We start from the raw sequence: 25,761 nt of genomic DNA on the forward strand, positions 1-25,761 counted from the left end.
TATTTGCGGACAGTTCAACTGTCCGCAACCGTTATGCGCGTATCAATTCCACCATTGCGCCCACAACAGATATCCGGCTACCAGAAAAACAACCAGACTTCCGGAAAAGGATGCGAATCCCCGACGCCTATCCGCAAAAACCTGCGCGGCCACCGCCACCGTCGCCGCACCCAGATGCCACCCGACATCGGTGGCGCCCGGCCCCGGAAATCCGCGCTCGGAGCCCATGATCGCCGCGCCCACCACCGTCACCGCGAGCGCCACCATGCCGCCCGCGACGACGCCGCTCACACCCCGCAGCACCCTCATACCAGCCCCCGCTCGCTCATCCCGTGATCACCGGGACACCGCTCGATTTGCCGACGATCTGCTCCAATTGCGCCGGATCGGTGGTGAATTCACCGAGCCGGATGGTCTTGTTCGCGCCGTGGTAGTCCGAGGAACCGGTGGTGACCAGGCCCAGTTCGGCCGCCAGCGCGCGCAGCACCTCGCGGTCCTCGGCGTTGTGATCGATGTGGTCGATCTCCAGCCCGCCCAGACCCAGGCTCGCCAGCTCTCGAATGTGCTCCAGGGACAGGATCCGCCCGCGTTTGCGCGCCCGGGGATGCGCCACCACGCTCACCCCGCCCGCGGCGGTCACCATCTCCACCGCACGTCGCAACGGCGTGTCGGCCTTCTCGACGTAGTACGGGCCGTCCGGCGCGAGCAGGCTCTGGAACGCCGCGTCCACCGACGGCACCACACCGGCCTCGACCAGCGCTCGCGCCAGGTGCGGCCGACCCGCCGACGGCCCGGCCGAGGCCAGCACCGCGTCCGGATCGACCGGCAGGCCGTCGGCCGCCATGTTCTCCGCGATCGCCCGCAACCGCACGATGCGCTCCGCGCGCAATCGCTCCCGCTCCTGCGCGAACGATTCGTCCGCCGGATCGAACAGGTACGCCAGCAGGTGCACCGGCACCGGCCAGCCGTCCTCGCCCATCCCCACGCACGACATCTCCATGCCCCGCACCAGCGTCAGGCCCGCGGGCAGGGCGTCCACCGCCTCGGCCCAGCCGGACGTGGTGTCATGGTCGGTCAGAGCCACCACGTCGAGACCGGCGGCCGCCGCCTTCGCGATCAGTTCGGCCGGGGTGTCCGTGCCGTCGGAGGCGTTGGAATGGGTGTGGAGATCGATGCGCACAGCCCCCATCTTGCCTGCGCGCCTGCCGATGTCCCCGACGGCAGGGTCGACACTCCCGGTTCGCGAGTGTTCGCCGGGTGTTCATATCCTGGCGAAACGGGCTCCGGCGGCTAGCATCGCCCTGTGTCTTCGATCCCGCCGCTGCCCTCTTTCCACTGGCCCGGCAGGTCCGGTGATCGGACGTCCGACACCGGTTCCGCCACTCCCGATCCCGGCACGATCGTCGACTGCGCGATCTACGTGGACGGCCGCCGGGTGCACGAGAAATGCGGCTACGCCCAGGCCCTGGCCGAAGTCCGCGAGGGCGGGAAGGGTTTCGTGTGGCTCGGGCTGCACAACCCCGGCAAGCAGGCCATGACCGAGGTGGCCGACACCTTCGGGCTGCACGCGCTCGCCGCCGAGGACGCCATCGACGCGGACCAGCGGCCGAAACTCGAACGGTACGACGACATCCTGTTCCTGGTGCTGCGCACCGTGCAGTACCACGAGCACGATCTCAACAGCGTCAGCGAGATCGTGAACACCGGCGAGATCATGGTGTTCATGGGCCCGGACTTCGTGATCACGGTGCGCCACGGCGAGCACACCGAACTGGCCGGGGTGCGCAAGGCCATGGAGGAGGATCCGGCTCAGCTGGCGCTCGGGCCGGGCGCGGTCCTGCACGCGGTGGCCGACCGGATCGTCGACTCGTACGTGGAGGTCACCGAGGCCATCGGCGAGGACGTCGACGCCATGGAGGAGGCGGTCTTCACTCCGGGTAGTAAGATCATCATCGAGGCCGTCTACCAGCTCAAACGCGAGGTGGTGGAACTGCGCCGGGCGGTGAAGCCGTTGGCGTTGCCGCTGCAACTGCTCACCCACGACGTCACCCTGCCGCTGCCCAAGGAGATCCGCCGGTATCTGCGCGACGTGACCGATCACCACACGGCGGTCAACGATCAGATCATGGATTTCAACGAATCCCTCAGCGCCCTGATCAATGCCGCGCTGGCGAAGGTGAGCGTGCAGCAGAACACCGATATGCGCAAGATCTCCGCCTACGCCGCCATGGCCGCGATACCGACCATGATCGCGGGCGTCTACGGCATGAACTTCGAGCACATGCCGGAGTTGCGCTGGACCTACGGGTACGGGCTGGTCATCGCCGCGATGGCGGTGCTGTGCGGGCTGCTGTGGGTCAACTTCCACCGCAACAACTGGCTGTAGGTCAGAGCTGGGCGGCGGCCCGATCCGGGTCGCGCACATCGATTTTCGCCTCGGTCCAGGCCTCGCGCAGAGCGCTCGCGCCGCGAATGCGCACCCAGGCCGCCTCGGTCGCGGTGATCGGGACGACGGTCAGGAAGCGCACGGGCTCGGCGGGTTCCGGGAGTACGACCTCGGGGATGTCGCTGTCCTGCAGCAGCACCGCCGTGAAAGACGCGTTGGCCCACAACGGTTCTCCCAGATCCAGCAGTGCATCCGCTTGCAGCACAACGCCTTCCACCGCGGGTGCTGCCACCAGCACGCCGAGCGCGCGGGTCAGTCCGGAACCCGCGCCGACGCCGCCGCGCAGGGTCAGCACCAATTCCGCGCGCGGTCCGCGCACCGGATCGGCAAGCGCCGCAGTCGGATCCGCCATCGGATGCCGGGCGCCGCCCAGCGTCACGTAGTGCACGACCTCGCCACTCGGGATACGCAGGATCTCGATCGGTTCCAACCCCAGGAACGTCACGGTCGCCGCATCGGCCGATTCCACACCGAAGTATCCGAGCACCCCGGCCCGGACCTGATCCATCACATCCATCGAACTAGATCGCCAGCCTCGCCAGCATGTCCCGCGCCTGCTCGGCGGCCTTCGGGTCACACAGCACGTCGTAGCGCCCGGCCACCAACTGCATGGTGGAGGCGAAGTCCCGCTGCCCGCGCGTGGCGGCATAGGGGATGGAGGTCGAGATGACACCGAAGATGATGCCGCCCACCAGGCCGACCAGCAGCGGCCCGATGGTGCCGCCGGTGGTGAACAGGCCGAGCAGCAGGCCCAGGAACAAACCCAGCCACGCGCCCGAAACTACGCCCCCGCCAATGACTTTGCCCCAGGTGAGCCGGTACAGCACGCGCTCGACCTGCATCAGATCGACGCCGACGATCGTCACGTTCTCCACCGGAAACGAATTGTCTGCCAGGTAGTCGACCGCCCGCTGCGCCTCGGCGTAGGTCGGGTAGGACGCGACCGGCCAGCCCGACGGTGGCGTCGGTAGGCCCGGACGGTTCCGGTTCGAGTTCCCCAAGGGATTCGTCATGACTCCATCATGCCTAGTTCGGTTCGCCGGACGGCGCTGCGCCCTCCGGTGTTTCGACAGAGAATTGCGTGGTTCGCGTCATTCCCGCCGCCCTGCCTTTTTCGGCGATGACCTGCGCCATTTTCGCGCTGGCCTCGTCGATCATCTCCTCGCCCAGCATGACCGCGCCGCGTGCGCCGCCCGCCTCGGACGTGGAATGAGAATACGCGTCCAGGATCTCTTCGGCGCGGTCGTAGTCGCTCTGACGTGGGCTGAAGATCTCGTTGCAGGCGGTTATCTGGTCCGGATGCAGCACCCATTTGCCGTCGAAACCGAGCGCGGCGGTGCGCGCGGCATTGCGCCGGAAGCCGTCGATATCGCGAACGGCCAGGTAGGGGCCGTCGATGGCCTGCAGGCCGTGCGCACGGGCCGCCAGCAGGATGGTCATGTAGATGTGGTGATAGGCATCACCCGGTTCGTATCCCTCGGGCTGCTCGCCGACCACCAGGGTGCGCATGTTGATCGAGGCCATGAAATCGGCCGGGCCGAACACCAGGGTCTTCACGCGCGGGCTCGCGGTGGCGATGGCGTCGATATTGCGCAGTCCCAGCGCGTTCTCGATCTGCGGCTCGATATCGATCCGCCCGACCTCGAGGCCGCAGGCCTTCTCCAATTGCGTCAGCAGCAGATCCAGCGCCCGCACCTGTCCGGCGTCGATCACCTTCGGCAGCAGGATCGCGTCCAGTTGTTCACCCGCGCCCTCGACCACGGCGATCACGTCGGCGTAGGTGTACTCGGTGCTCCAATCATTGACCCGCACAACGCGAATCTGCGCTCCCCAGCCACCGGACTTCAGCGCCGCCACGATATTGGCCCGCGACTGCGCCTTCGCCGCCGGCGCGACCGCGTCCTCGAGATCCAGGAACACCTCGTCGGCGGGCAGCCCCTTGGCCTTCTCGATCATGCGCGGGTTGCTGCCGGGGACGGCGAGGACCGAACGGCGGGATGGCATGGGTCACTCCTAGGCTCTGCCAGCTGGGCAAAGATCGACTCCGCGCTCGTGGCGCGACATTTCGGACGGCCGCGACCCACTAGCCTTGCCCTCATGGCAGCGACGAAGGTTTTCGCCGCCCGGCTGGCGGGCTTGGTGGTACTGGGACCGGACGGTGAGTCTATCGGCCGCCTCCGGGACATCGTGATCTCTATCCGATACGACCGCCAACAGCCGCGCGTGCTCGGCATTCTCGTCGAACTCCCCACCCGGAAGCGGATTTTCGTGCCGATGCTCCGGGTGCAGGCCATCGAGCCGGGTGCGGTCACCCTGACCACCGGCACCATCAGCGTGCGGCGTTTCGAGCAACGCCCGGGCGAGGTGCTCGCCGTCGCGCAGATCCTGGACTCGACGGTGCGGGTGGCGGATCCGGAGCTGCCGCAGCTGGCGGATGTGGACGTGGCGGTGGTCGATCTGAGCGTCGAGCAGACCCGCACCCGCGATTGGCGGGTCTCCCGGGTCGCGGTGCGCGAACGCCGCCGGCTCAGCGTGGGATTCGGGCGGCGCGGGGCGATTCACGTGGTGAGCTGGTCGCAGGTGCGCGGGCTCACCCAGACCGAACTCGATCTGCCGGGCCAGGACGTGACCCAGCTGCTGGAGCAGTTCGAGGGCATGCGGCCCGCCGATGTCGCGCATCTGCTGCGCGAGCTGCCGCGCAAGCGTCGCATCGAGGTGGCCGCCGCCTTCGACGACGAGCGGCTCGCCGACGTGGTGCAGGAGCTGCCCGAGACCGATCAGGTGGAGTTGCTCGAGCAGCTCGGCGTGGAGCGGGCTGCGGACCTGCTCGAGGCCATGGATCCCGACGATGCCGCCGACCTGCTGGGCGAGTTGCCCGCGGGCGAGGCGGAATCGCTGCTGGCGCTGATGGATCCGGAGGATTCCGAACCGGTCCGGCGACTTCTCGAACACGCGCCGTACACCGCCGGTGGTCTGATGACGCCCGCGCCCGTGGTGCTGACCCCGGCCACCACGGTCGCGGAGGCGCTGGCCCGGATCCGGGATCCGGAGCTGACGCCCGCGCTGGCCTCGATGGCATTCGTGGTGCGCCCGCCGACCGCCACGCCGACCGGTCGCTATCTCGGCTGCGTGCACTTCCAGCAACTACTTCGCGAACCACCCTCGACGCTGGTCGGCGGCATGCTGGACACGGACCTCGTGCAGTTGCGCGCGGATGCCCCCTTGACAGCCGTGACCCGATATTTCGCCACCTACAACCTGGTGTGCGGTCCGGTCGTCGACGCCGAGAATCACCTGCTCGGCGCGGTGACCGTCGACGACGTGCTCGACCATCTGCTGCCCGAGGACTGGCGCGAGCAGGACGAGGACACTCACGACGCACACGGCATGCCCATGATCGAGGGGACGGGAGGCCGGGCATGAGCGACCGGATGGACAAGATCACCGCGCGGCAGCGGATGGAGACGCCGGTCGAATCGCGTTTCCGCGGATTCGACTGGGACGCCGAGGCCCTGGCCCGGACCAGCGAGAACGTCGCGCGCTTCCTCGGCACGGGCCGCTATCTGGTGATCCAGACCGCGCTCGTGATCGTCTGGGTGCTGCTGAACGTGTTCGCGGTGCGGCTGCAGTGGGACCCGTATCCGTTCATCCTGCTCAACCTGGCCTTCTCGACCCAGGCCGCGTACGCCGCGCCGCTGATCCTGCTGGCGCAGAACCGGCAGGACAACCGCGACCGGGTCTCGCTCGAGGAGGATCGGTCGCGAGCGGCCCAGACGAAAGCCGACACCGAATTCCTCGCGCGTGAACTCGCCGCGGTGCGACTCGCCGTGGGCGAGGTCGCGACACGCGATTACGTCCGACGAGAACTTGACGACATCAAGGACACCCTGTTCAGACTGGAGAAACTGGCTTCGGACGGTGAGCCGGTCAGGGACAAGAAACAAAAGAAGGTTACGGACCGAAAGAGGCCGGAGGTCGCGGTTTCATCGCAAAAAGATAGCGAGTGACCGCACAAGACAGTGACGAACAACCTTACGGGTGGGTAACCTGGATCACGTTGTTACGAGCGACCGACCCAGACACTGCTTTCGTGAGAGCGTCATCACCGGGTTCCGGCCGCACGACTGAGGGGATTGTGTGGTGGCGAAGAGAATTTCTGCACCGGTCACAGCATCGGCGTTGCTGATCGCGGGCCTGGTCACGGCCGGTTCGGCCACCAATACAACCGTGCACACCGCGGCCCCCCAGGTGGTGCCCGAGGCGCTGCTCGCGGCCGCGGCCACCGACGGCTCGCCGAGCCCGGACACCGCGTCGCCGGGTTCCGATCAGCTCGTCGGCCTGGTTCCGGCCGCGCCGGAAGCCGCGCGCAAACTCAGCGCAATGACCCCGCCCGCGGACGGCAGCGCGCCCTTCGCCGGAACGATCCCGTTGCAGAGCATCTCGCTCGCGGGGGGCACCGGCGCGCTCGGCATCCCCGAGATCGTGCTCGCGGCCTATCGCAACGCCGAACTCGCGCTGGCCTCCTCGACGCCCGGCTGCGGCCTGCCGTGGAATCTGCTGGCCGGTATCGGCCGCATCGAATCGCTGCACGCGAGCAGCGGCCGCACCGATGCCGCGGGCACCACCATCTCCCCCATCTACGGCCCGGCGCTGGACGGCACGCTGCCCGGCAACGAGGTCATCAAGGCCAACGATGGCGGCTACGTGCGGGCCGTGGGCCCCATGCAGTTCCTGCCCAGCACCTGGGCCAACTACGCTGCGGACGGCAATGGCGACGGAATCTCCGATCCCAACAACGTCTTCGACGCGGCGCTGGCGGCGGGCAAGTACCTGTGCTCGGGCGGGCTCGATCTGCGCGATCAGCAGCAGCAGGTCAAAGCCGTGCTGCGCTACAACAATTCGATGTCCTACGCGGCCAACGTGCTCAGCTGGTCGAACGCCTACAAGACCGGCGGCACGCCCGCCGCGGTGGCGATCTCCGGCGACCTCGTCCCGCCCGGTGCGCTGACCGCGAGCGCGCCGGACATGACCGCGGCCTCCGCCGTCCTGCCGACCACCGAAGCGCCGCCGACCACGGCCGCGACCAAGCAGCCCGGCGCCACCCAGGTGATGATCACCATCCCGGGTCTGCCCGCCATTCCGTGTGGCGTCTTCTGCCCCACCACGATTCCGGACGCCAACTCCTGCGATCCGGCCGCGGCGCAGCAGAAGCCCGCCCAGGGCGCGACCGACGCCAAGCCCGAGGACGCCGTCGCCCCGGGCGACGACAAGCAGACCGCGCAGCCCGAGCAGGCGCTGGGCGCGGACGGCAAGCCGGTGCAGAACCAGGTCCAGGTGCTGTGCACCCAGGAGGTGCCGAACCAGGCGGCCGAGCAGCCCCAGGCCGCCGCGCCCGCCCCGGAGCAGAACCCCGCGCCCGCCGCACCCGCCGAGCCGGAGGCAGCCGCGCCGGCCGCTCCCGAGACGGTCCAGCCCGCGCCCGCCGCGCCCGGGATCGTGCTCCCGTTCGGCATCACGATTCCGGTCCCCGCGCCGGCCGCTCCGTAACGAATTCATGACGGCGCCACCGGCGTCGAGTCTCTGACGAGCGCTTTCGGGTCCCATGCCCGGAAGCGCTCGCTTCAAACTCCCCGCTTTGTCACGAACCAGTAACGGATAGGTCTCGGATGAGGTAGCGTGGCCGTCATCGCATCACCCTTGTTTCACCGCCGATGGCAATGGAGGGTCACCACACCGTGGGACGTCACCGCAAACCGCCGGTCCCGACAGTTCGTAGATCGTCTGTCATAGCACTTACCGGCCTTGTGCCCGCAGGACTCGCAACAGTCACCGGTGCCGCCGATGGAAACATCGCGACCAAGCTGACATCCGCAGTCCAGCAGCAGTTCTCGAACGATTCGGACGAGCACCTATCGAGACCCGATGCGGCCGCGACACTTCCGGCCGCCGTCCAGGATCCCGTGCTCCGCGAAGCAAAACAGGTTCTTCCCCCGCCACCCCCCGTGGTGAAAGTCGTTGCGCTGCCGGATGGTCGCACTCCCGCCGCGCTCCCCGCCGGACCACTCGGTATGCCCGGCATCTCGGAGAACGCCTACCAGAACGCGGAACGCATTCTGGCAGCGGAGAATCCAGTCTGCGGTATGCCGTGGTCCATGCTCGCCGGCATCGGCCGAGTGGAATCCACGCACGCGTTCGGCGGTAAGGCCGACGCCGAGGGCAATCCGCTCACGCCGATCTACGGACCGGTCCTGGACGGAAGCCTCTACGGCAACAACGTCATCCACGACACCGACGGCGGAGCCCTCGACGGCCTGTCCGGTTACGACCGTGCCATCGGCCCCATGCAGTTCCTGCCCGAGACGTGGCGGCACTACGCCGCCGACGGCAACGGCGACGGCATCGCCGATCCGCAGAACCTGTACGACGCCGCGCTCACCGCGGGCAAGTACCTGTGCTCGGGCAATCTCGACATGCGGGATCCGGCCCAGCAGACGCGCGCCATCCTGCGCTACAACAACTCGATGGCCTACGTCGCGAACGTGATGGCGTGGGAGACCTCCTACGGTTCCGGGCTGGCCCCGGCCGCGGCGCAGCTGCCGCGCATCTGAGCCGCCGGTCCGCTCGCGAGCCGGGACCCGGTCCCCGGCGTGGCGTTCCACATCGGCGCTCCTAGACTGACTCCCATGCCAGTGGTAACGGAATCGGATGTGCGGGGCGCGCTCGCCAAGGTGAACGACCCGGAGATCCGGAAACCGATCACCGAGTTGGGCATGGTCAAGAGCGTGGTGATCGGCGCGGACGGCAGCGTCGATGTGGTGGTCTACCTGACCACCTCGGCCTGCCCCATGAAGGGCGCGATCACCGAACGCGTCACCAACGCCGTCAACGACGTGCCGGGTGTCGGCGCGATCAGCGTGAGCCTCGACGTGATGAACGACGAGCAGCGCACCGAACTGCGCAAGAAGCTGCGCGGCGACAACGCCGAACCGGTGATCCCCTTCGCCCAGCCGGGCTCGCTGACCCGCGTGTACGCGGTCGCCTCCGGTAAGGGCGGCGTCGGAAAGTCCAGTGTCACCGTGAATCTCGCGGCCGCCATGGCCGCGCGCGGACTCTCGGTCGGTGTGCTCGACGCCGATATCTACGGCCATTCGGTGCCGCGCATGCTGGGCACCGACCAGCGCCCGACCCAGGTGGAGCGGATGATCATGCCGCCCATCGCGCACGACGTGAAGGTCATCTCCATCTCCATGTTCACCCAGGGCAATACGCCCGTGGTGTGGCGCGGTCCGATGCTGCACCGCGCGCTGCAGCAGTTCCTGGCGGACGTGTTCTGGGGCGATCTGGACATCCTGCTGCTGGATCTGCCGCCGGGCACCGGTGACGTGGCCATCTCGCTGGCGCAGCTGATCCCGAACGCGGAGATCCTGGTCGTCACCACGCCACAGCTGGCCGCGGCCGAGGTCGCCGAGCGCGCGGGTTCCATCGCACTGCAGACGCGGCAGCGGATCGCGGGCGTCATCGAGAACATGTCGTGGCTGGATCTGCCGGACGGCTCGCGCATGGAGCTGTACGGCTCCGGCGGCGGCCAGACCGTGGCCGACAACCTGACCAAGGCGATCGGCGCGAATGTGCCGCTGCTGGGCCAGATCCCGATCGAGCAGCAGCTGCGCGAGGCCGGGGACGAGGGCACGCCCATCGTGCTGCGGGCTCCCGAGAGCGCGTCCGGCAAGGCGCTGCTGGAGATCTCCGACAAGCTGGCGGTCCGCCGCCGCGGCCTGGCGGGCATGTCCCTGAGCATCGACACCACCCGCAACTTCTAGCGAGCCACCCCGCCCCGCCCCTTGCCCGTCGCCTCCCGCGGCGGGCACGCCGCGTTGCGGGCCGGCTCGACTGCGGCCGCAGCCCTGCACCAGGGGTTTCGCCGATGTCCGCTCTCCACTTCCGCGCTCCGATCCCGGTCGGCCGGTCGCTCGCACGCACGACAGCACGGCTCGGGTGCGGCGGGCCCGGAAATGGTTCGGCGGTGGGCGAATTCGACGGCGGAATTCCGCCGGGGCTCCGGCGTGGGCGCGGGTCGTGAGCACCTAAGCTCGGAACCATGCTCACGCTGCTTCTGTACGTGCTGATCGTCGGCCTCGTGGCCGGGTTGCTGTTCCTGCTCGCGAGCGCGATCTTCGGGCGCTCGGAGGAGCTCGGCCCGCTGCCCGAGGGGACCACGGTGACCGTGCTGCCCGCCGAGGCCATCAGCGGCAGCGATGTGCGCGCGCTGCGCTTCCAGCAGACGGTGCGCGGATACAAGACCGGCGAGGTGGACTGGGCGCTGACCCGGCTCGCCGCCCGCATCGACGAACTCGAATGGCAGCTGGCCCAGGTGCGCACCGATATCGCCGCGGTCGCGGCTCCGCAGCCTGGGGCCCAGGAGCCCGCGGTCGCGCCGCCGGCGGCTCCACAGCGGGCCGCGGACCCCGCGGTGCCGCATATGGCCACTCAGACGCATGTACCCGCCCGGCCCGATCAGTGGCCGGGCGTCCCGGAGCCCGGCGAGCCCGCTCCCCCGCCCGCCACACACCAGCCCGGCAACGCCGCCACGCACCAACCTGGTAGCCCCGCCACACACCAGCCCGGCAACGGAGCCACCGCATTCGGTGATCGCGCGGCGCAGCTGGGCGGTCCCGGTGCGGCCGCCGACCGAGCCGCCGCGAACGGCTCTCCGATCGACGCGGCCGCCGCCCCCGATGCCGACGACACGCGGGCTGCGGGAGAGGCGCCGCCGCTGCCTCGGGTGCTGCCGGGCGCGGCGGACGAGGGGTCCCCGGACGGGTCCGATTCGGAGGCCGGCACCCGATGAGCGTCGATTCGGAGTTCGACGACGGGCGAATCCGGTGCGGCTGGTCGGATGGATCTCAGCTTTATCGGGATTATCACGACCAGGAGTGGGGGCGCGTTCTGCACGAGGACGACGCATTGTTCGAACGGGTGTGCCTGGAAGCGTTTCAGTCGGGTCTGGCGTGGATCACGATTTTGCGTAAGCGACCGGCCTTCCGGACGGCGTTCGACGGGTTCGTGATCGAGCGGGTCGCGGAGTTCGGAGAGGCGGACGTGGAACGGCTGATGGCAGATCCGGGCATTGTTCGCAATCGTGCCAAAATCCTGGCCAGCATCCACAATGCGAGGGTTGCTCGCGACCTCGGCACCGGCCTGGACGACCTGCTCTGGACCTTTGCTCCGGCACCCCGGAAACGGCCTCGAACACTGGCCGATGTGCCCGCCGTCACAACCGAATCCACCGCTCTCGCAAAAGAACTCAAGCGTCGCGGATTCAAGTTCGTCGGGCCCACCACTGCGTACGCACTCATGCAAGCGACCGGGATGGTAGACGATCACGTGGCCGATTGCTGGGTGAATTCGAGTACTGCCTGAACGCCACAACGGTCGGTTTTTGGAACTCAGGTACCCGCCCCGATCCGCGATAGGGAAGAATGGGCTTGGTGCGGCCCGCCACATACCGGCGGGCTGCCTGGTTGGTGACAACTGGAGTTCCATGAAAGTGCGCAGCGACACGCGCAGATCTGGAGGGAGCAGAGGATGGCGGCCATGAAGCCCCGCACCGGGGACGGTCCCCTCGAGGCAACCAAGGAAGGGCGTGGAATCGTCATGCGGGTTCCACTCGAGGGTGGCGGGCGTTTGGTCGTCGAGCTCACGCCGGAAGAAGCCGCAGCGCTCGGTGACGAACTCAAGAGTGTCACCAGCTAGTAGCGAGACATCGTGCCGGTGAGCCGCACCCAACCGGACCGGTTCACCGGCCCCTCGGTACACACCAACCACATCGGCACAGCCGAGACCTCCCCCGCCGCACGCCCCCGGGCTGCGGCGGGTGGGCTCTGGGCCTGCGCCGATCTGCTGGCCTGCCCGCAGTGCGCCCAGCATCTCGACCTCGCCGAGACCGCCCTGCGCTGCCCCCGAGGCCACACCTTCGACATCGCCCGCCAAGGCTACGTCAGCCTCCTGACCGGCGCGTCCACCAAGATGACCGGCGACACCCCGGCCATGCTCGACGCCCGCGCGACCTTTCAGTCCGCCGGCCACTTCACCCCCATCGCCGAGGCCCTGACCCTCGCCGCCACCGCCGAGCGCCCGGTCACACCGTCCCCGGAGCACACGATCGCCCCGGCCGCCGAGCACACAGCGGTCACGCGCACGATCGCCGACACCGAACCCGCAGCGGTGATGTCCGCCGACCGCACATCGATCGGGGACGAACGCCTCCGTGCCGAACGCATCCGTGCCGAACGCACAGTCGCCGCGTCGACCGCGCCCGACTCCGCGCCGGTAGCCGAGCGCAATCCGGGCAAGCCGCCGCCAGGTGACGCGACCCGGCGCGATCGCACCGAGCCCGATCCGGTGGTCGCCGAGTCCCGCTCGCGTCCCCGCTCGACCGGTACGACACGCCCGGGATCGACAGTGACGGCCACCTCTTCCGCCAGACTCTCCGCGACCCTGCTGACCGACGGCGCCGTGACCGATTCGCCGTCGGTACGACCCCCGCACCGGACGGGCCCGGCGGTGCTCGAGATCGGCTCCGGCACCGGCTACTACCTCGCGGCGGTGCTGAACCGATTGTCGGAACAGCAAGCCACCACGGCGACACCCGCGCCCGAGGACTCCGGCCCGACCGCGACACCCGGCACCGCACCCGAGAACTCCGGCTCGACCCCGACACCCGGCACCGCACCCGAGAACTCCGGCTCGACCCCGACACCCGGCACCGCACCCGAGAACTCCGGCTCGACCCCGGCACCCGAGTGCCCGCACTCGGCACCGCCGCGCGGAATCGCCTTGGACGTGTCCAAGCCCGCGGTCCGGCGCTGCGCTCGGGCGCACCCGCGGGTCGGGGCCGTGCTCGCCGATGCCTGGCGTGGGCTGCCCGTTCGCGACGGCGTCATCGATACCGTGCTGTGCGTGTTCGCCCCTCGCAATGCCGAGGAGGTGGCCCGCGTGCTCGCCCCGAACGGCCGGTTCCTGGTGGTCACCCCGACCCCGCGTCACCTTGCCGAACTCGTCGAGCCACTCGGCATGGTGAGCGTCGACGCGAGCAAGGCCGATCGCCTCGCCGAATCCCTCGGCGACCGTTTCGAACTCGTGGACACCGACACTGTCGAGTACCCCATGTCCCTGTCCCATGACGCCGTTGCCGAGGTATCGGCCATGGGCCCCTCGGCATTCCACGCTGCCGAAGAGCGCACCGCCCGCATAGCGGCGCTGCCCCCCTCGGTGCGAGTGACCTCCTCGGTCATCATCTCGACCTACCGCCTCCGCTGACCCCTTCCCCGCAGCGATCAGACCCGGTTCAGCGGTCGTGGGTGGGGAGGAGGGTGAGGAAGTTGCGGATGAGCGGGCGGTGGTCATCGGTGCGGGTGGCGGCGTAGACCGTTGTGGCGGAGGAGGTTTCGGTGAGGGGGACGACTCGGACGGTGGTGGGTGCGGTGACGGCGGCGCTGCGCGGTGCGACCGTGATCCCGATGCCCTCGGCGACCAGATAGAAGATGGTGGTCCAGGTGGAGGCTTCCTGGACTATGCGGGGGCGGCGCCCCGATTCCAGGAGCGGGGCCAGGTTCTTGTCCTGCGCGAGAACCCCTGCGGCCCTGGGGAAGAAGACCAGTGGACTGTCCGCCAGGTCGGCTCCGGTGAGGGTGGCCCGGGCGGCGTGCGAGTGGTCGGCGGGCAGAACGGCGACATAGGGCTCGGTGATCAGCGGGGTGGTGCTGATGCCGGGGAGCGGATCGGGGTCCCGGACGATGGCCGTGTCGAGACTGCCGTGGCTCAGCTGCTCCATCAGGTGACTCGTGAAGCCTTCCACGAGTTCGACCTGGACCAGTGGATACCGTTCCCGGAATCGCCGCACCCCGCGCAGCGGTTCGAGCGGCAGCACCGAGGGCACGAACCCGAGGTACAACCGCCCCTGGCTGCCCTCACCGATCCGCGTGACCTCCTCGAGGTCGCGGGCCGCGTGCCGCACGATCGCGCTCGCTCGTTCCCGCAGCACCGCCCCGGCGTCGGTCAGCGCGACCGTACGGGAGGTGCGGTCGAAGAGCCGAGTCCCCAGCAGCGCTTCGAGGCGCTGGATCTGCTGGGTCAGCGCGGGTTGCGCGATGTGCAGCCGGGCCGCCGCGCGCCCGAAATGCAGTTCGTCGGCGACCGCGAGGAAGTACCGCAGGTGCCGCAACTCGACGCCGTCGAGCAGTTTGGGACCGTCAGCCATAAGGTGAACGTATCAATTCGAGCTATCAAGTATTGGACGCTATGGTTCGCGTCCCGGCATGCTGAGGTGGTGACTCAGCAGAGTGGAGCCGTCGCTCCCGCCCAGCCGATCGTGGTCGAACCGATGTCCAGCGCCGCCGACGCGGCCGCGTTCAAGCAACTCAACGAGGAGTGGATCACCACGATATTCACCCTCGAACCGGCGGACAGCGCGACCCTCGATCACCCCGAGCGGATCATCGCCGAGGGCGGTCAGGTCCTGATCGCCCGCGAGGGCGCGGAGGCCGTCGGCTGCGTCGCCCTGGTCGCGGAGGCCCCCGGCGTCTTCGAGCTCTCGAAAATGGCTGTGGCGGAACGTCATCGGGGCCGAGGGTTCGGCCGTGTCGTATTGCGGGCGGCCGTGGACCACGCCCGGGCGCTCGGCGCGACATCGCTGTTCCTGGCCAGCAATTCGGCCCTGGCAGCGGCCGTCGGCCTCTACGAATCCATGGGTTTCGTGCACGTCCCGCGTGCGGAACTCCGCCCGATCCCCTACGACCGGGCCGACGTCTTCATGAAGTACGACCTGACCGCCTGAGGGCGCGACTCGCTCACGCCGTCCCACCGGGGATCCACGCCCGGCGCGGACCGGGTCCGCACACCCGGGGATGGAGTCCGGCGGACTACGTCTTGCGCACGGCGTCGTAGACCGCCGCGGTCTGTACCGCCATTCGCAGCCAATCGAATTCCGCCACAGCGCGATCGCGTCCGGCGACCCCCATCGCCGCGGCCCCCGCGGCATCCGCCGCAACCCGATTCACCGCACCGGCCAGCGCCCGCTCGTACTCCTGGGTCGCGTTCTCGTCGTAGTGCACGAGGCTCCCGGTCCGCCCGTCCGCGACGACCTCCGGGATCCCGCCCACATCGGAGGCGACGACGGCGGTTCCGCAGGCCATCGCCTCGAGATTCACGATGCCCAGCGGCTCGTACACCGAGGGACACACGAAAACCGTTGCGGCCGAGAGCACCTGGCGCACGATCTCGGTGGGCAGCATCTCCTTGACCCAGAACACCCCGTCCCGCGTCTTGCCGAGTTCGCGCACGGCGGTGGCGACCTCCGCCTCCATGGCCGGGGTGTCGGCGGCTCCCGCGCACAGCACGAGCTGGATGTCGGGGTCCAGGTGCCGGGCCGCGGCGAGCAGGTGCGCGACGCCCTTCTGCCGGGTGATGCGGCCGACGAACGCGGCGATCGGCCGATCGGCGCTGACCCCGAGTTCGGTGAGAATGTCGCGGGAGCCGGGTTTCGGCCCACCCGGATGCCACACGTCCGCGTCGATTCCGTTGTGCACCACATGCACTTTCGCGGGATCGATATCCGGGTAGGCGGTCAGCACATCGGTCCGCATCCCGGCGCTCACGGCGATCACCGCGTCGGCGTAGGTCATGGCGTTGTGCTCGGACCAGGACGAGAGCCGGTAGCCGCCGCCGAGTTGTTCGGCCTTCCAGGGCCGGCGCGGTTCGAGCGAGTGCGCGGTCAGCACGTGCGGGATGCCGTAGAGCTCCGCGGCCAGATGTCCGGCGAGCCCGGTGTACCAGGTGTGCGAGTGCACCACGTCCGCACCGTCGGCGGCATCGGCCATGCGCAATTGGGCGGACATCATCTGCAGCACCGAATTGGCGGCGTACAGCATCGGATCGGGTTGGTGCACGACCGCGTCGGGTCGCGGGACGCCCATGCAGTGCACGGTCACATCGCACAGCTCCCGCAATCGGGGCACCAATTCGGTGACGTGCACGCCCGCCCCGCCGTACACCTCGGGCGGGTATTCGCGGGTCATCATCGCGACCCGCATGCCGCGGGTTCCGTCCGCGCCGTAACTCACCGGTCCAAACTAGACGCTTGGCTGCGAGCGAACCAATCAGACAACGCGACGAACACGGCACACTGCGGACATTCCACGTTCCCCTGCACGCGGTAGTTTGGCGAGTGTGAGGAGCCAGCCGCACGTACTCGGGATCGTGCTCGCCGGTGGCGAGGGCAAGCGACTCTTTCCGCTCACCAAGGATCGGGCCAAGCCCGCGGTGCCGTTCGGGGGTGCGTACCGACTCATCGATTTCGTGCTGTCGAATCTGGTGAACGCCGGCTACCTGCGAATTTGCGTGCTGACACAGTACAAGTCGCATTCGCTGGACCGGCACATCTCCCAGACCTGGCGGCTGTCGGGATTCGGCGGGGAGTACATCACTCCGGTTCCGGCGCAGCAGAGGCTGGGTCCGCGCTGGTACACCGGCAGCGCCGACGCCATCATGCAGTCGCTGAATCTGATCTACGACGAGGATCCGGAGTACATCGTCGTGTTCGGCGCGGATCACGTGTACCGGATGGATCCGGAGCAGATGGTGCAGGCGCACATCGAATCCGGCGCGGGCGTGACGGTCGCGGGCATCCGTGTGCCGCGCAGTGAGGCGAGCGCGTTCGGCTGCATCGATTCGGACGAGGCGGGCCGGATCATCGGATTCCTGGAGAAGCCGGTGCACCCGCCCGGCACCCCGGACGATGCGAACGTCACCTTCGCGTCCATGGGCAATTACGTGTTCACCACCAAGGTGCTGGTGGACGCGATCCGCGCGGACGCCGACGACAACGACTCCGACCACGACATGGGCGGCGACATCATCCCGAACCTGGTCCGCTCGGGTTCGGCCTCGGTCTACGACTTCACCGACAACGTGGTGCCGGGCGCGACCGACCGCAGTCGCGGTTACTGGCGTGATGTGGGCACCCTGGACGCCTTCTACGAGGCGCACATGGATCTGGTGTCGGTGGACCCGGCTTTCGACCTCTACAACAGGCACTGGCCGATTCGCGGGGCCGCGGAGAACCTGCCGCCGGCCAAGTTCGGGCGCGGCGGGCTCGCTCAGGAGTCCATCATCGGCGCGGGCAGCATTCTGTCGGCGGCGACCGTGCGCAATTCGGTGCTGTTCTCGAACGTGGTGGTCGACGACGGCGCGACCGTGGAGGGCAGCGTCATCATGCCGGGCGTGCGGATCGGTCGCGGCGCGGTGGTTCGGCACGCGATCCTGGACAAGAACGTGGTGGTGTCCGAGGGCGAGATCATCGGCGTGGACCTGGATCGGGACCGCGACCGGTTCGCCGTCAGCAAGGGCGGCGTGGTGACCGTCGGCAAGGGCATCTGGGTCTGACCCGCGCCCGGCGCCGATACTTTCGCCCGGTCCGGTGTGGTTTATTCCGATTACGGTGGACAGCCGCCCTCCCGACCTCGAAAATCTGTGGGTGGAGCGCCGCTGCGGCAGCAGCGCGGGAGGGAACACCATGGGCCGCGCAACGCGGATCGTCACGGTCGTCACCACGCTGGCGCTGACCGCGCTGGTCGCCGGGTGCGGGACGAAGGGCACACCGGTCGCGAGCGAGTTGGACGTCCGCACGCTGGATGTGGGCTCGTATCCGGTCGATCGCTACACCTACGACCGCGATACGAACGGCAACGGTCCGTTGCTCGAGGCCATGCGCATGTCCGAGGCCGTGGTGCCGTCGGTGCGGGTGGATTCGACCCTGAAGGTCGGTCGCGGCGGCATCGTGCTGGCCACCATGCAGGACGTGGTGGACGTGAGCCACCTGTCCTCCTCGGCCAAGCCGGTGCTGCAGAAGCGCGGTTTCATCGCCGGGTTCGCGGCCAGCGGGTCGGATCTGAACGACGTCGGCAATGTCCCGGATCCGGCGTCCACCACCATCACCATTCGGCTGCTTCGTTTTCCGTCGAGCGACAATGCCAAGCTGGCGGCCAAGGAACTCGAGGACGCGGACTTCGCCGTCGCCCCGGACCAGAACCGCAAGCTGAGCCTCTCGGAGTATCCGGACGCGTTCTCGCACTGGCGGCCGGGCGTGGCGAACGTGGGAGTCACCATGCCGCGCAAGGAGTTCGTGGTCTCGGTGTTCGTGTCGCGCCCCAAGGCCGATCAGACCGATCTGCTCTTCTGGGCCAAGAAGACCCTGGACGCCGAGGCGCCCGCGATCGACGCGTTCGCCGCGACGCCGGCCGATTCGATCGACAAGTTGCCGGTCGACCCGGACCGCCTGCTGGCCCGAACCCTGGTCACCGACCGCGACGGCCACACCCCGAATCAGGACACCTTCGCGATCTTCGGCCCCAACTGGCTGATCCACCCCGCGGGCGACATGTCATTGCGGACCAGGCTGGTGGCCGACACCGGAATGGATTCCATGGCACAGGCCGACGATTCGTACCTGTTCCGGGTCCGAGACGCCAAGGCGGGCGCCGAGCTGGTGGCCGGGCTGATCAGCAGCCTCGGCGAAACCTCCACCACCGCACCGGACAAGGTGCCGGACACCAAATGCGTGCGGCACAAGTCCGACACCCTGAGCTACCGCTGCTACGTCATCTATAAGCGGTATGTTGCCGCGGTGAACGCCGATTCCGAATCGGATGTGCATCAGCGGGCGACGGCGCAGTACGCGCTGCTGGCGAACAGTTTGTAGCGCGGGGCGCGCAACCGCTGTCGTCGCGGAATCGGTAGTCGCGGAATCCGAACGGCTGCAACAGCGCTCGCAGGAATTCCGCGCCGTCCCGAGGCAGCACGGTGCGGTCCTCGCCTTGAATGTCGACGCCCTGGTGGTACCAGACGCGCGCGACAAGTCCCTCGATCGGGTCCACCGCGCGGAAGGTGGCGTGGCCGTCGGGCGCGAGCCGGAACTCGGCGATCCGCCGCCACGCTCCGGCGGCGCCGCTCGAACAGACACGGGCGGCGCCGCTCGAACGGAAATACAACCCCACCACGGCCGGAGCCTGCTGATCCATGGAAAACCTCACTCGTCGGACCCTGTCCATGGAGTAACCGCGATCACCGTCCGGTAATCCTCGTGATGCGGCCGGTATTTCAGCCCGGAGGCACCGGAGCCGGTGTCTCGGTGAGGCAGAACGGCGCGCACGGCCCCGGAGAGGTCGGCGTCGTATTCGTTTGATCGTCGAACCGCGCCCCGCTGACCAGCAGCAGGACCAGCAGTGCCACGAAGACCACGCCGCCGAAGAAGATCAGTGCGGGCCATAACCATCCGTGCGGTAGATGCATGCCGAGCATGACGCCCTCGCCGAACATCTCCCACCTCCTTAATCGTCCCCCTATTCGTGGTACCACCGGCGCGCTGATCGAATCCAGACCCGGGCACTGCCCCCGCACTGCCACGGGCGCGAAAACGCCGGGACGCCACCGGATTTCTCCGATGGCGTCCCGGTGCGCTCCTCAGGTGCCGATACGCGTCATCGCAGGTCACGCCGCCGGAAAGCGATGAGTCCCACGGCAATCAGGGCCGCGTCGATCAGCAGCAGGATCACCAGCGGAGTGAGGTCGAACACCGCCCCCGGCAGCTTCGGCGCGTGCTCGAACGGATCCAGATCGCGGAACCATTGCGGGGCACCGGAAATCGCGCCGAGCAGGAAGACCGCGATGGCGGCGGTCAGCACACCCCACGCCACCGGAGTCCAGCGCGGGACCAGGCCGAACAGCGCCACCGTGATGCCGACGAACAGCCAGACCGCGGGCAGCTGAATCAGGGCCGCCGCCAGCACATCCGCGAGTTTGCCGCCGACGTCGCCGGCCGCGCGACCGTAGATCACGCCGCCCAGCGCGCCGGACACCGCCAGCGCCACCGCCGGTCCACCCAGCGCGAACACCAGATGTGAGGCGGCCCAGCGGGTTCGGGAGACAGCGCCGGTCAGCACGATCTCGGTGTGCTGGGTGCTCTCCTCGGTGTGCAGGCGCAGCGCCGCGGACACCGCGTACGCCGAGGCCGCCACCGCGATCATGGTGAAGGCGTAGGTGATCATGGAATTCTCCAGCGATCGCGATCCGCCCATCCGCGTGATGATGTCGCGAATCGCCTGGCTGCTGCCCAATTCGTCACCGATGCCGTGCACCACACTGCCGATGATCAGGCCGTACAGGCCCAGTCCCGCCGTCCAGGCCACGAGCGTGCCGCGCTGCAACCGCCAGGCCAACCCGAACGGACCGCTCAGCGCGGGTGCGGCGGCGGCCGCGCCGGGCCGTTCCGCGATCAGTCCCGCTCCCACATCCCGATGCCGCAGTAGCGAATACGCAAGCACGGTCAGCAGGGCCACGGTGATCAGCGGCAGCAGCAGGACCGCGAAATGATCACCGGCATAGGGCCGGACCTGCAACGACCAGCCCTGCGGCGAAAGCCAGGTGAACAGGTTGGTCGGCCCGTCTCCGGCCCGCGCGTCACCGATCCCGCGCAGTGTGAAGGTGGCGCCCAGCACCGCGAAGGCGATACCGCGAGCCAGCCTGGCGCCGGCGCTCAATTGCGCGCACACCGCGGCCACGGAGGCGAACACCGCGCCGGAGGCCGCCAGCGCCAGCCCGAAGGCCAGTGATCCGGTCTTGGGGACGTCGGTGCCCGCCAGGCTCAGGAAGGCCAGCAGCCCGGCGGCGAGCGAGCCGCCGTAGCCGAGCGCCAGCGCGGCGGTCAGTCCCGCGAACCGGCCGACCCGGGTGGCGGCCACGAGTTCCCCACGGCCCGTTTCCTCTTCGGCCCGGGTGTGCCGGATGACGGTGAGAATGGTGGCGATGGCGATGAGCGAATAGAACATCCCCGCCTTCCAGATGCCCGTCGCGCCCAGACTGGTGTTGTAGACCGGCCCGTACATGGCCAGTTGCGCGGGACTGCCCAGAATTGTCGCGGCGAATCCGGCGCGGTCGGCCTCGTCGGGATACACGCTCGCGATGCTGTCGATGTACACGCTGCCCACCGGCAGCGACAGCATCAGCACCCACAGCGGCAACACGATCCGGTCGCGGCGCAGGTACAACCGCAACAGCTGTCCGGTTCCGGTGAAATCTGTTGACCGTAAAGGTGATTCGATCACACGGGGTGCGGCGATGGCGGTCATTTCGCGACCTGCTCCGACTCGTGGGCGTGCCGCCCGGACGCCGTGGCGCCATTGCCCGCGCTACCGTCAGCGGCCTCGCCGTTCATCGAATAGTGCCGCAGGAAAAGCTCTTCCAGCGTGGGCGGTTGACTGGTCAGACTGCGCACGCCGGCGTCGCCGAGCACCCGGATGAGTTCGCCGAGATGTTCGCTGTCCACCTGGCAGCGCAGCGTGTGGTCCTCGACCGTGAGGTCCGAGACACCCGCGATGGTGCTCAGATCCCCTGGTTCACCGGTCAATTCGGCGGTGATGGAGGTGCGGCTCAGATGCCGCATCTGCGCCAGTGAACCGGTCTCCACGGTGCGCCCGGCCCGGATGATGGTGACCCGCTCGCACAGCTTCTCCACCTCGGACAGGATGTGGCTGGACAGCAGCACCGTGCATCCGCGCCCCTTCGCCTCGGCCACGCATTCACCGAACACCTGCTCCATCAACGGATCCAGACCGGAGGTGGGCTCATCGAGCATCAGCAGGCTCGCGTTGGAGGAGAACGCCGAGACCAGGGCGACCTTCTGCCGATTGCCCTTGGAATAGGTGCGGGCCTTCTTGCGCGGGTCGAGCTCGAAGCGCTCGATCAGCTCCGCGCGCCGATCGGCGTCGATGCCGCCGCGCATGCGCGCCAGCAGGTCGATGGTCTCGCCTCCGGACAGCGAGGGCCACAGCGTGACATCGCCTGGCACGTAAGCGATATCGCGATGCAGTGCGACCGCGTCGGTCCACGGATCCCTGCCCAGCACCCGGGCTTCGCCGGAGGTGCGGGACAGGATGCCGAGCAGCACCCGGATGGTGGTGGATTTCCCGGCGCCGTTCGGGCCGAGGAAGCCGTGCACCTCGCCCTGTGCGACCTCCAGATCGAGGCCGTCGAGCGCGTGCACCTGCCCGAAGTGTTTGTGCAGGTTCGCGACGGTGATCGCGGGGCTGGCGGGGACGTTCATCGAATCTCCTTGTAGGAAAACGACTGTGGTGGAAACAGGGGTCAGGAATCGGGCGAACGGTTGGTGAGTGTGTCCAGCGCCATGGAATCCGTCAGCATGCCGTTGGTGTAGAGCTCGAGAGCGGGCATCATCATGCGATCCGCGTACTCGCGCAAGGCTTTCCGGAAGTCGACCGGTCCATCCTGCTCGGCGGCGTACAGCTGCAGGAACAGCATCATGCCGCCGCCGTTGGTGGTGGCCACGTACTTGGCGGTGGCCTTCACGTCGCTCGGTGCTCGCAGTGTTCCGGCGGCGATGCCCGCGACGAGGTACTGCTCGACGTCCTCGACCATATTGTCGAAGAAGCTTTTCATCAGGCTGCCGCCGGACTGGAAGCTGCGCATCAGATAGGCCATGTACGGCGCGAAATCCTCTATCTCCGACAGGCTTTGCAGCAGCCCGTTGGGCGAGGGATGTTCGATGTACTCCAATTTCGCCTTGCGGATCACCTCGCGAACCCAGTCGTCGCACTCCCCCTTGAGCCCGTCCTTGGACCCGAAGTGGTGGATGACGAGGCCGGGCGAGACGCCCGCGGCGGTGGCGATGGCGCGCACACCCACCGCGAACCCCTGTTCCCCGAACGCGACGATCGCCGCGTCCCGAATCCGGGCTTTCGTCGTCAAATCATCGGCTGAACGCACGTTCAATATACTAAACACTCGTTCAATCGATAGGCAAGAGGAAGCGACCGCGACTTCCGGCGAGTCGAGACGGCCACCGCCGGGCAGGGACTCTTGCTTCAGGGAAAGCTGCTCGAACGCAGTATTCATGCTGCGGAAATTCTCCGGGAGGACAATGCCCCGGCGACCGAATCAGCCGGTCAGCACACTGTTCTCAGCCCCGCGAGGCGCTCGACCCCGCACCGCGCGGCGCTTGTCCATCAACCTCGCAGGGCGCCGTCCATCAACCGCGCGGGGCGCTGCCCGTCAACCCCGCAGGGCTGTCCGTCAACCGCGCGACGCGCAGAGCAATCCGTCACCCACCGGAATCAGGACGCTCGTGAGCCGGGGATCCTCCGCGATGGCGCGGGTGGCGGCGCGCACCGCCTGGGTCTGCGGGTCGCGCTGGGCCGGGTCGGGGACCCGGCCGCCGAGTAGCGCGTTGTGCAGCAGGATCGCCCCGCCCTCGCGCAGCAGTCGCACGGCCTGATCCACGTACTGCGGATGCTCGAGCGGCGCGGCATCGATGAAAACCAGGTCGTAGACCCCATCGGCCAAGCGCGGCAACACATCCAGGGCGCGGCCGTTGATCAGCCGGGTGCGTGCGGGGGTGATCTCGGCGGAGCGGAACGCCTCGCGGGCCGCGCGCTGATGCTCGGGCTCGGAGTCGATCGTGGTGAGGGTGCCGTCCTCACGCATGCCGTCGAGCAGCCACAGCCCGCTCACGCCGGCGCCGGTGCCGACTTCGACGACCGCTCGCGCGCCCAGGAGCTGGGCATACATGCTGAGCAATGCGCCGACCGCCGGTGGGACGGGCGCGGCGCCGAGTTCGAAGGCTCGTTCGCGCGCCGAGACGAGGATCTCGTCCTCGGCGACGGATTCCTCCACATAGGCGAGGTTGCGCTGCAGGTTCTGTGCCGCGGGAGTCTGGCTCACGTTCTAGAGGCTAACGGCGAGCGGGCGGGATCGCGTCGCTGTAACCGACCGGTGTGGCGATTTTTCTCAGGTGTCCCTCAGCGTCCACATACGACTGCCACATGCCGACCGGCAAAAGTAATGCCTACGCCAGACCAGCGACCGGCGGCCAGGCTCCGGGAACAACGCGACTCACCACGTCGGTTGTACCAGGAAACCGAAGCCACGGTCCCGAGTAGGAGGTAACACCATCCACATGGTCGACGCGGCGCGCGAACACGCCACACTGCAACCGCAGCACAAGACGCTGCGCCAGCAGCTCGAGAACCTGCCCTCGCAGGTTCGGCCGCTGACCAGCGAAACCTCGCTGACCAGCGACTTCCCGGTGTCCACCGATGGCACACCGATCGAGGGCGCCGCCGTGGCGAACGCGGGCGATGCCGCCCCCGCCGACGCCGCCCCCGCCTCCGACGACCTCTCCCCCGACGACCTGTCCGGCACCGCCGCGTTCGACGCCACCGGTGACCGCACCATGATGCCGACCTGGGACGAACTGGTCCGCGAGCACGCCGACCGCGTGTACCGCCTGGCCTACCGTCTCACCGGTGATCAGCAGGACGCCGAGGATCTGACTCAGGAAACCTTCATCCGGGTGTTCCGGTCGCTGTCGAACTACCAGCCGGGCACGTTCGAGGGGTGGTTGCACCGCATCACCACGAACCTGTTCCTGGATATGGTGCGCCGCCGCAACCGCATTCGGATGGAAGCCCTCCCGGAGGACTACGACCGCGTGCCCTCCGAGGGTCCGGGGCCCGAGCAGGTCTATCACGACGCGAATCTGGATCCGGACCTGCAGTCCGCGCTGGACTCGCTGGCGCCGGAGTTCCGCGCCGCCGTGGTGCTCTGCGATATCGAGGGTCTGTCGTACGAGGAGATCGGCGCGACGCTCGGGGTCAAGCTGGGGACCGTGCGCAGCCGCATCCACCGAGGACGTCAGGCACTGCGCGAGCACCTCGAGCATAATGGAGTCGAGCGGCGCATCGCCGCCTCCGAAAAGGTCGGGTGAGGGCGCGGGCGTGTCGGCCCGCGTGATCTGTGTTCCCGAGCAGCTCGAATCCGGAAGGGTGTGCAGCGTATGAGTGGCGAGGACCGAACGCCTCAGCGTCCACCTCGTTTCGCCCCCACCGAGCATCTGGCCAGTGAGGCCATTGCCGCGTATGTCGACGGTGAATTGCGGATGAACGCGTATCTGCGTGCCGCCCATCATCTTTCCGTCTGCCGTGAGTGCGCCCTCGAGGTCGACACGCAGCAGCAGGCACGAATCGCCCTGCGGCAGTCCTCGGACCAGATCTCCGCGCCGCTGCGGCTGCACGACTCGCTGAGCCGGATCCCGTTGTCGGAACTGCCGGGCGCCGAACACAATCTGACCGGCGGCGCGGACCCTCGTGGTGATCGCGGCACGCTGGCGCGCGGCGTGAGTTCCTTCGGGCTGCGCCAAGATTCGTTCGACAGCAGACGGTGGACCGCGTGGTGGCGCAAGTAGAGTT

Annotated in this window: 26 protein-coding genes and 1 pseudogene; 15 read left to right on the plus strand and 12 right to left on the minus strand. The window is 68.4% G+C overall.

What is annotated here, in order from left to right:
• Positions 1-42 precede the first annotated feature (42 nt).
• Entirely contained in the window at positions 43-291 is a 249-nt protein-coding gene (locus NJ1_RS05480) for a hypothetical protein (protein WP_339380946.1), read from the minus strand.
• A gap of 34 nt (positions 292-325) precedes the next feature.
• On the minus strand, positions 326-1,180 hold the full coding sequence (locus NJ1_RS05485; RefSeq protein ID WP_067688194.1) for a PHP domain-containing protein: 855 nt from the start codon (positions 1,178-1,180) through the stop codon (positions 326-328).
• A gap of 132 nt (positions 1,181-1,312) precedes the next feature.
• Here NJ1_RS05485 and NJ1_RS05490 point away from each other — a divergent pair, with 132 nt between their 5' ends.
• Positions 1,313-2,386 carry a magnesium and cobalt transport protein CorA gene (locus tag NJ1_RS05490; RefSeq protein WP_084477790.1) on the plus strand — a complete coding sequence of 358 codons (1,074 nt, stop codon included), beginning with the start codon at positions 1,313-1,315 and terminating at the stop codon, positions 2,384-2,386.
• Between the two features lies 1 nt (position 2,387).
• Here the strand turns inward: NJ1_RS05490 and NJ1_RS05495 are convergent, their stop codons facing one another.
• From NJ1_RS05495 to NJ1_RS05505, 3 genes are read right to left on the minus strand one after another with little or no spacing between them, the layout of a single operon-like run.
• Positions 2,388-2,963: a suppressor of fused domain protein gene (locus NJ1_RS05495; RefSeq protein WP_157573767.1), complete on the minus strand. Its 576-nt coding sequence runs from the start codon at positions 2,961-2,963 to the stop codon at positions 2,388-2,390.
• 4 nt (positions 2,964-2,967) lie between these two features.
• Positions 2,968-3,459 carry a YflT domain-containing protein gene (locus tag NJ1_RS05500; RefSeq protein WP_067688201.1) on the minus strand — a complete coding sequence of 164 codons (492 nt, stop codon included), beginning with the start codon at positions 3,457-3,459 and terminating at the stop codon, positions 2,968-2,970.
• A gap of 13 nt (positions 3,460-3,472) precedes the next feature.
• On the minus strand, positions 3,473-4,450 hold the full coding sequence (locus NJ1_RS05505) for an HpcH/HpaI aldolase/citrate lyase family protein (RefSeq protein WP_067688204.1): 978 nt from the start codon (positions 4,448-4,450) through the stop codon (positions 3,473-3,475).
• A gap of 93 nt (positions 4,451-4,543) precedes the next feature.
• Between NJ1_RS05505 and NJ1_RS05510 the strand changes: the two genes are divergently transcribed.
• The 9 genes and pseudogenes from NJ1_RS05510 to NJ1_RS40945 all read left to right on the plus strand — a co-directional run bounded on the left by NJ1_RS05510 (position 4,544) and on the right by NJ1_RS40945 (position 13,765).
• Positions 4,544-5,869 (plus strand): magnesium transporter MgtE N-terminal domain-containing protein, encoded by a 1,326-nt coding sequence (locus NJ1_RS05510; protein ID WP_067688206.1) that lies wholly within the window; start codon positions 4,544-4,546, stop codon positions 5,867-5,869.
• Complete coding sequence (locus NJ1_RS05515; protein WP_067688209.1) at positions 5,866-6,453, plus strand: DUF1003 domain-containing protein; 588 nt, start codon at positions 5,866-5,868, stop codon at positions 6,451-6,453. The genes NJ1_RS05510 and NJ1_RS05515 overlap by 4 nt, the downstream gene beginning before the upstream one ends.
• A gap of 133 nt (positions 6,454-6,586) precedes the next feature.
• Positions 6,587-7,993, plus strand: a complete 1,407-nt coding sequence (locus NJ1_RS05520; protein WP_067688212.1) for a lytic transglycosylase domain-containing protein — start codon at positions 6,587-6,589, stop codon at positions 7,991-7,993.
• Between the two features lie 188 nt (positions 7,994-8,181).
• On the plus strand, positions 8,182-9,054 hold the full coding sequence (locus NJ1_RS05525) for a lytic transglycosylase domain-containing protein (RefSeq protein ID WP_067688526.1): 873 nt from the start codon (positions 8,182-8,184) through the stop codon (positions 9,052-9,054).
• 75 nt (positions 9,055-9,129) lie between these two features.
• Positions 9,130-10,266 carry an Mrp/NBP35 family ATP-binding protein gene (locus NJ1_RS05530; protein WP_067688215.1) on the plus strand — a complete coding sequence of 379 codons (1,137 nt, stop codon included), beginning with the start codon at positions 9,130-9,132 and terminating at the stop codon, positions 10,264-10,266.
• Between the two features lie 278 nt (positions 10,267-10,544).
• A pseudogene (locus tag NJ1_RS05535) lies at positions 10,545-10,859 on the plus strand (DivIVA domain-containing protein); the annotation flags it as partial.
• Positions 10,860-11,290: 431 nt separating this feature from the next.
• Positions 11,291-11,866, plus strand: coding sequence for a DNA-3-methyladenine glycosylase I (locus NJ1_RS05540; protein WP_067688218.1), 576 nt, complete (start codon positions 11,291-11,293; stop codon positions 11,864-11,866).
• A 165-nt stretch (positions 11,867-12,031) separates the two neighbouring features.
• Positions 12,032-12,199, plus strand: a complete 168-nt coding sequence (locus NJ1_RS37825) for a DUF3117 domain-containing protein (RefSeq protein ID WP_006554284.1) — start codon at positions 12,032-12,034, stop codon at positions 12,197-12,199.
• Positions 12,200-12,217: 18 nt separating this feature from the next.
• Complete coding sequence (locus NJ1_RS40945; RefSeq protein WP_067688221.1) at positions 12,218-13,765, plus strand: putative RNA methyltransferase; 1,548 nt, start codon at positions 12,218-12,220, stop codon at positions 13,763-13,765.
• A gap of 28 nt (positions 13,766-13,793) precedes the next feature.
• Here NJ1_RS40945 and NJ1_RS05550 read toward each other — a convergent pair whose 3' ends face one another.
• A complete protein-coding gene (locus NJ1_RS05550) occupies positions 13,794-14,705 on the minus strand; it encodes a LysR family transcriptional regulator (protein WP_067688224.1) in 912 nt (303 codons plus the stop codon).
• A 69-nt stretch (positions 14,706-14,774) separates the two neighbouring features.
• On the opposite strand from NJ1_RS05550, the gene NJ1_RS05555 reads away from it, so the two are divergent.
• The gene (locus tag NJ1_RS05555) at positions 14,775-15,281 is read left to right on the plus strand and encodes a GNAT family N-acetyltransferase (protein ID WP_218025132.1); all 507 of its coding nucleotides are present in this window, start codon (positions 14,775-14,777) and stop codon (positions 15,279-15,281) included.
• A gap of 85 nt (positions 15,282-15,366) precedes the next feature.
• On the opposite strand, the gene glgA is transcribed toward NJ1_RS05555, so the two are convergent.
• The gene (glgA, locus tag NJ1_RS05560) at positions 15,367-16,536 is read right to left on the minus strand and encodes a glycogen synthase (RefSeq protein ID WP_067688532.1); all 1,170 of its coding nucleotides are present in this window, start codon (positions 16,534-16,536) and stop codon (positions 15,367-15,369) included.
• A gap of 136 nt (positions 16,537-16,672) precedes the next feature.
• Between glgA and glgC the strand changes: the two genes are divergently transcribed.
• Both glgC and NJ1_RS05570 read left to right on the plus strand, forming a co-directional pair.
• Positions 16,673-17,887, plus strand: coding sequence for a glucose-1-phosphate adenylyltransferase (gene glgC / locus NJ1_RS05565; protein WP_067688227.1), 1,215 nt, complete (start codon positions 16,673-16,675; stop codon positions 17,885-17,887).
• A gap of 130 nt (positions 17,888-18,017) precedes the next feature.
• The gene (locus NJ1_RS05570) at positions 18,018-19,202 is read left to right on the plus strand and encodes a DUF7373 family lipoprotein (RefSeq protein ID WP_067688535.1); all 1,185 of its coding nucleotides are present in this window, start codon (positions 18,018-18,020) and stop codon (positions 19,200-19,202) included.
• 398 nt (positions 19,203-19,600) lie between these two features.
• Here NJ1_RS05570 and NJ1_RS05575 read toward each other — a convergent pair whose 3' ends face one another.
• The 5 genes from NJ1_RS05575 to NJ1_RS05595 all read right to left on the minus strand — a co-directional run bounded on the left by NJ1_RS05575 (position 19,601) and on the right by NJ1_RS05595 (position 24,235).
• On the minus strand, positions 19,601-19,819 hold the full coding sequence (locus NJ1_RS05575) for a hypothetical protein (RefSeq protein ID WP_067688230.1): 219 nt from the start codon (positions 19,817-19,819) through the stop codon (positions 19,601-19,603).
• Positions 19,820-19,980: 161 nt separating this feature from the next.
• Positions 19,981-21,627: an ABC transporter permease gene (locus NJ1_RS05580; protein WP_067688233.1), complete on the minus strand. Its 1,647-nt coding sequence runs from the start codon at positions 21,625-21,627 to the stop codon at positions 19,981-19,983.
• The gene (locus NJ1_RS05585) at positions 21,624-22,601 is read right to left on the minus strand and encodes an ABC transporter ATP-binding protein (RefSeq protein ID WP_067688236.1); all 978 of its coding nucleotides are present in this window, start codon (positions 22,599-22,601) and stop codon (positions 21,624-21,626) included. The genes NJ1_RS05580 and NJ1_RS05585 overlap by 4 nt, the downstream gene beginning before the upstream one ends.
• A 41-nt stretch (positions 22,602-22,642) precedes the next feature.
• A complete protein-coding gene (locus NJ1_RS05590) occupies positions 22,643-23,281 on the minus strand; it encodes a TetR/AcrR family transcriptional regulator (protein WP_169813088.1) in 639 nt (212 codons plus the stop codon).
• Positions 23,282-23,587: 306 nt separating this feature from the next.
• Complete coding sequence (locus NJ1_RS05595) at positions 23,588-24,235, minus strand: O-methyltransferase (RefSeq protein WP_067688242.1); 648 nt, start codon at positions 24,233-24,235, stop codon at positions 23,588-23,590.
• A gap of 400 nt (positions 24,236-24,635) precedes the next feature.
• Here NJ1_RS05595 and sigE point away from each other — a divergent pair, with 400 nt between their 5' ends.
• Entirely contained in the window at positions 24,636-25,280 is a 645-nt protein-coding gene (gene sigE / locus NJ1_RS05600) for an RNA polymerase sigma factor SigE (protein WP_067688538.1), read from the plus strand.
• A gap of 69 nt (positions 25,281-25,349) precedes the next feature.
• Complete coding sequence (locus NJ1_RS05605; protein ID WP_067688245.1) at positions 25,350-25,757, plus strand: hypothetical protein; 408 nt, start codon at positions 25,350-25,352, stop codon at positions 25,755-25,757.
• The last annotated feature ends 4 nt before the right edge of the window (positions 25,758-25,761 follow it).

The organism is Nocardia jejuensis NBRC 103114 (assembly GCF_001613145.1).
In the GTDB taxonomy this organism is placed as follows: domain Bacteria; phylum Actinomycetota; class Actinomycetes; order Mycobacteriales; family Mycobacteriaceae; genus Nocardia; species Nocardia jejuensis.

Coding starts and splice junctions, on each gene's coding strand:
- NJ1_RS37825 (WP_006554284.1), top strand. CDS start 12,032: ATGGCGGCCATGAAGCCCCGCACCGGGGACGGTCCCCTCGAGGCAACC.
- NJ1_RS05570 (WP_067688535.1), top strand. CDS start 18,018: ATGGGCCGCGCAACGCGGATCGTCACGGTCGTCACCACGCTGGCGCTG.
- NJ1_RS05505 (WP_067688204.1), bottom strand. CDS start 4,450: ATGCCATCCCGCCGTTCGGTCCTCGCCGTCCCCGGCAGCAACCCGCGC.
- NJ1_RS05580 (WP_067688233.1), bottom strand. CDS start 21,627: ATGACCGCCATCGCCGCACCCCGTGTGATCGAATCACCTTTACGGTCA.
- NJ1_RS05585 (WP_067688236.1), bottom strand. CDS start 22,601: ATGAACGTCCCCGCCAGCCCCGCGATCACCGTCGCGAACCTGCACAAA.
- NJ1_RS05500 (WP_067688201.1), bottom strand. CDS start 3,459: ATGACGAATCCCTTGGGGAACTCGAACCGGAACCGTCCGGGCCTACCG.
- NJ1_RS05550 (WP_067688224.1), bottom strand. CDS start 14,705: ATGGCTGACGGTCCCAAACTGCTCGACGGCGTCGAGTTGCGGCACCTG.
- NJ1_RS05495 (WP_157573767.1), bottom strand. CDS start 2,963: ATGGATGTGATGGATCAGGTCCGGGCCGGGGTGCTCGGATACTTCGGT.
- NJ1_RS05540 (WP_067688218.1), top strand. CDS start 11,291: ATGAGCGTCGATTCGGAGTTCGACGACGGGCGAATCCGGTGCGGCTGG.
- NJ1_RS05605 (WP_067688245.1), top strand. CDS start 25,350: ATGAGTGGCGAGGACCGAACGCCTCAGCGTCCACCTCGTTTCGCCCCC.
- NJ1_RS05575 (WP_067688230.1), bottom strand. CDS start 19,819: ATGTTCGGCGAGGGCGTCATGCTCGGCATGCATCTACCGCACGGATGG.
- NJ1_RS05530 (WP_067688215.1), top strand. CDS start 9,130: ATGCCAGTGGTAACGGAATCGGATGTGCGGGGCGCGCTCGCCAAGGTG.
- NJ1_RS05510 (WP_067688206.1), top strand. CDS start 4,544: ATGGCAGCGACGAAGGTTTTCGCCGCCCGGCTGGCGGGCTTGGTGGTA.
- glgA (WP_067688532.1), bottom strand. CDS start 16,536: ATGCGGGTCGCGATGATGACCCGCGAATACCCGCCCGAGGTGTACGGC.
- NJ1_RS05515 (WP_067688209.1), top strand. CDS start 5,866: ATGAGCGACCGGATGGACAAGATCACCGCGCGGCAGCGGATGGAGACG.